5 protein-coding genes and 1 pseudogene are annotated in these 4146 nt (G+C 78.7%); 4 read left to right on the top strand and 2 right to left on the bottom strand.

The window, feature by feature from the left end; genetic code table 11:
• Positions 1-249 (bottom strand): NAD-dependent epimerase/dehydratase family protein (locus tag AC5FZL_RS15835; protein WP_493619843.1); only part of this gene is annotated, 249 nt, incomplete at its 3' end.
• A 163-nt stretch (positions 250-412) separates the two neighbouring features.
• Here AC5FZL_RS15835 and AC5FZL_RS15830 point away from each other — a divergent pair.
• On the top strand, positions 413-1861 hold the full coding sequence (locus AC5FZL_RS15830; protein WP_493619842.1) for a zinc-dependent metalloprotease: 1449 nt from the start codon (positions 413-415) through the stop codon (positions 1859-1861).
• Entirely contained in the window at positions 1858-2454 is a 597-nt protein-coding gene (locus AC5FZL_RS15825; RefSeq protein ID WP_493619841.1) for an NUDIX domain-containing protein, read from the top strand. The genes AC5FZL_RS15830 and AC5FZL_RS15825 overlap by 4 nt, the downstream gene beginning before the upstream one ends.
• Before the next feature lies 1 nt (position 2455).
• On the opposite strand, the gene AC5FZL_RS15820 is transcribed toward AC5FZL_RS15825, so the two are convergent.
• On the bottom strand, positions 2456-3082 hold the full coding sequence (locus AC5FZL_RS15820; RefSeq protein WP_493619840.1) for a M48 metallopeptidase family protein: 627 nt from the start codon (positions 3080-3082) through the stop codon (positions 2456-2458).
• Between the two features lie 373 nt (positions 3083-3455).
• Here AC5FZL_RS15820 and AC5FZL_RS15815 point away from each other — a divergent pair, with 373 nt between their 5' ends.
• Positions 3456-3614: a DUF5679 domain-containing protein gene (locus AC5FZL_RS15815; protein WP_493619839.1), complete on the top strand. Its 159-nt coding sequence runs from the start codon at positions 3456-3458 to the stop codon at positions 3612-3614.
• 181 nt (positions 3615-3795) lie between these two features.
• A pseudogene (locus tag AC5FZL_RS15810) lies at positions 3796-4146 on the top strand (hypothetical protein); the annotation flags it as partial.

The raw sequence follows: 4146 nt of genomic DNA, 5'->3' as shown, positions 1-4146 counted from the left end.
GGTGTCCACCGCGACGTGGACGACGGCGTCGACGCCGGCGAGCGCGCGGACGACGTCCGGGCTCGTGAGGTCGACCCGGTGGTGCTCCACCCCGGGCAGGTCGGGCGCGGCGCCGGGGTGCTCGGCGTCCACCACGGCCACCACGCGCGTCGTCGCGGCGTCGGCGGCGAGGGCCCGCACGACCGCGGCCCCCACGGCCGACCCGGCGCCGGTCACCGCCACGGCGCGCGCGGGTGGGCGGTCGGGCACCGGACCTCCAAGCGCCCTGGACCGGGCTGACGGCGTGCTGACGGCGTGCTGGGTACGGTGGACCTCGGCGCGGCCCACTCGACACCCATTCTGTCCGGTGCCCCCGACCGCCCCCGCGCCCGGGAGCCCCGCCACCCGCCCGCCCGACCCGCAGGAGGTCCCGGTGCCCGAGCACCCCGACGAGGACCGGCCCGAGGACGACCCGCAGCAGCCGCCCGGAGACCCCCAGGACCCGCTGTCCCAGCTGTTCTCCGCCCTGGGGGGCGCCGGGCTGACCGGCGGGCTCCCGCCCGGGTTCCCCGGGGCCCCCGGCGGCGCCGGCCTGCCCCCGGGCATCGACCCGGCCGAGCTCATCGAGCGCCTCTCGAACGACCCGACGGCCATGGCGCAGGTCATGGCGTCGGTGCAGCGGCTGCTCGCCACCTCCGGCGAGGGCCCGGTCAACTGGGAGCTCGCGCGCGACCTGGCCCGCCAGGCCGCCGTCGCCGGCGGTGACCCGAGCACCGGGGACGCCGCGCAGCGCGAGGTCGGCGAGGCGCTGCGCCTGGCCGACCTGTGGCTGGACGCCGTCACCGACCTCCCGGCGGGCGCCGGCGCGCAGCGCGCGTGGTCGCGCTCGGAGTGGGTCGAGGCCACGCTGCCGGTGTGGCGGCGCCTCGCCGAGCCCGTCGCCTCCTCGGTGGCCGACGCCGTCGCCGCGGCGATGGCCCAGCAGGCCCCGGAGGAGCTGGCGCCGATGCTCGCCGGCACCGGCGCCGTGATGCGCTCGATCGGCGGCGCCGTCTTCGGGATGCAGCTCGGCCAGGCGGTCGGCGGGCTGGCCCGCGAGGTCGTCTCCGCCACCGACGTCGGGCTGCCGCTGACCGACGGGCACACGGCGGCCCTCGTGCCGGCCAACGTGGCCGCGTTCGCCGAGGGCCTCGGCGTCCCGCTCGCCGAGGTGCGGCTGTTCCTCGCCACCCGCGAGGCCGCGCACGCCCGGCTGTTCGCGCACGTGCCGTGGCTGCGCGGGCACCTGCTCGGCGCGGTCGAGGCCTACGCGCGGGGCATCACCATCGACACCGACCGCATCGAGGAGGCCGTGCGCTCGGTCGACCCGAGCGACCCGCAGGCGCTGCAGCAGGCGCTGTCCTCCGGCATGTTCGACCTCCAGCGCACCCCCGCGCAGCAGTCCGCCCTGGACCGCCTGGAGACCGCTCTCGCCCTGGTCGAGGGCTGGGTCGACGAGCTGGTGGACGCCGCCTGCCGCGGCACGCTCCCCCAGGCCGGCGCGCTGCGCGAGGCCGTGCGGCGGCGCCGGGCCTCCGGCGGGCCCGCCGAGCACGTGCTCGCGAGCCTGGTCGGCCTCGAGCTGCGGCCGCGCCGCCTGCGCGACGCCGCCCGCCTGTGGTCGGTGCTGGAGGCCGCGCGCGGCCGGGACGGGCGCGACGCGGTCTGGGCGCACCCGGACCTGCTGCCCACGGCCGCCGACCTCGACGACCCCGACGGCTACGCGCGCCGGCGCAGCGACGCCGAGGCCTCCTCCGCCGACGTGGACGCCGCCCTGCAGCAGATCCTCGACGAGGGCGCGGGAGGAAGCACCGGGGGGAGCACCGGCGGGCCGACCGGGTGAGCGGCCCGCACGCCGAGGCCCTCGCGGTGCTGGGGGCCTGGACGCCGTCCGAGCCCGGCCAGGAGCGGCTGCGCCAGGACTACCTCGCGCACCTGCGCGCCCATCCCGACGCCCTCGCCAAGGCCGGCCCGCCGGCGCACCTCACGGCGTCCTGCCTGGTGCTCGACGAGAGCGGCCGGCAGGCGCTGCTCGTGCTGCACCGCAAGGGCCGGTTCTGGGTGCAGCCGGGCGGGCACGTCGAGGCCACCGACGCCTCGCTGGCCGCCGCGGCCCTGCGCGAGGCCGTCGAGGAGACCGGGCTGGCGGCCGCGCCCGGCGGGCTGTCGCTGGCCCTCGGCGGCGCCCCGGCCGACCTGGACCGCCACGCGCTGCCCGGGGCGTTCGGGCGCTGCTCCGAGCACCTCGACGTCGCCTTCCTCGCCACCGCGCCGGCCACGGCCGTGCCCGCGGTCAGCGACGAGAGCGACGGCGTCGCGTGGTGGCCGCTGGACGCCCTGCCCGAGGGGGTCGTGGCCGACCTGCCGCCCCGCCTGCACCGGGCGGCCGCGCTGCTGGCCGACCAGCGCGCCGGCCGTCCCGCCGCGAGCGCCTAGCTCAACCCCTCCCGAGCGAGGCGGTGGGGTCGGCGCTGTCGTCCACCTCGCCGGTCGGCAGGTCGCGGGCGGCGGCGAAGCCCTCGAGGTAGCCGCGGGCGCGCTCGCTGCGGGGGTAGGCGTCGACCAGGGCCCAGAACGCCTCGCCGTGCCCGTGCTCGACCAGGTGCGCCAGCTCGTGGACGAGGACGTAGTCGACGACCCAGGCGGGCAGCCCCTGGAGCCGGTCGGAGAGCCGGATGCTGCCGTCGGAGGTCGTCGTCGAGCCCCAGCGGGTGCTCTGGTTGGCCACCCACCGCACGCTCGTCGGGCGCGGGATCCCGCCGAGGTAGCGGTCGGAGAGGTCCGCGGCGCGGCGCTCGAGGGCGTCGTCGCTGAGGCGGCGCCGCTGCTCCTGGGCGGCCAGGCGCGAGACCATGCGCTCGACCCACAGGCGCTCCTCGGCGGCGGAGAACCCGTCGGGGATGAGGACCACGACCGTCCCGCCGTCGCGGTAGGCGGTCACGGTGCGCTGCCGGCGCGAGCTGCGGCGGACCTCGACCGGGGCGCGCTCGCCCGAGGGCCCGGGAGCCTGCGGCTCCTGCCCCGACCGCGTCGAGTCCGCGGTGTGCGCTGCCCGCGCCACCATGGCCGAACGGTAGCCGTCACGGCGCCCGTTCGGGGGACCTCGCGGCCCGTGCGCGCCCGCGTCGCCCAGCGGTCGCACAGCACGTCACGGACCCTCGACGCAGCGTGCCGACTGAGGCCGGTACCTGGCTTCCCGTTGACGATTCCTCGCCCCCTGCCTACCGTTGTCGCTGAGGTTCCCCGGGCGTCGGCGCTCCCCCGGAGGGGAAGCCGGGACGAACCCCGGCGTCCGGGGCACCTCTCGATCCCCGCGCACGGCCCTGACGCACTGCAGCGGCTCGGCTACTGTGTCGCGGTCCCCGCCCCGGAGGACGCACTGCCGCGGCCTCGTCGCGCGGTCCCTCCAGGGCCCTGCCGACAACGAGGAGGCCCCCATGGCCGAGACCTACAAGGGCGAGTTCTACTGCGTGAAGTGCAAGGAGAAGCGCGAGGCCGAGGGCGACGTCGTCGAGACGAACGGTCGCCGGATGGCCAAGGGCAAGTGCCCCGTGTGCGGCACGAACCTCAACCGCATCCTCGGCAAGGCGTCCTGAGCGCCTCCTAGCCCCACGACTCCAACCCTCGCAACGCCTCGACGGCGGAGGACCCGCACGGCGGGTCCTCCGCCGTCGTCGTCCCCAGCCCTCCCCGGCCCTGTGGACGGCGTCCGCGCCGCGACCCCCGCCCCTGGCAGCCTCGAGGAGCACGAGCCGGACGGCGGGCGGGGGGCGACGGGTGCTGCTGCAGCTGCGGCCGGGGCTGCTCACGGCCTGGCGAGGGCCGGGGCGGCTCCAGGTGGGCCTGGACGAGCGCCGCGCCGTCGTCCTCGACGGCCTGGGCGCCGCTGACGAGGCGGTGCTCGCGGCCCTGGACGGCACCACCGACCTGCCCGGCCTGATCGCGGTGGCCGAGCGGGCCGGGGCTCCGGCCGAGCGGGTGCGGTCGCTGCTCGGGGCGCTGCGGGCCGCCGGTGCGCTCGTGCCCGCGCGCACCGCGCGCCACCGCCGGGTCGGCCCGGGCCCGGACGCCCCGGTGCTCTCCCTGGCCCACCCCGACGGCGACGGGTGGCCGGTGCTGGCCGGCCGG

Source organism: Quadrisphaera sp. DVD1 (assembly GCF_058932755.1).
The sequence above is the reverse complement of the archived record's forward strand: the minus strand, read 5'-3'. Positions and strand labels throughout refer to the sequence as shown.

Coding starts and splice junctions, on each gene's coding strand:
- AC5FZL_RS15815 (WP_493619839.1), top strand. CDS start 3,456: ATGGCCGAGACCTACAAGGGCGAGTTCTACTGCGTGAAGTGCAAGGAG.
- AC5FZL_RS15820 (WP_493619840.1), bottom strand. CDS start 3,082: ATGGTGGCGCGGGCAGCGCACACCGCGGACTCGACGCGGTCGGGGCAG.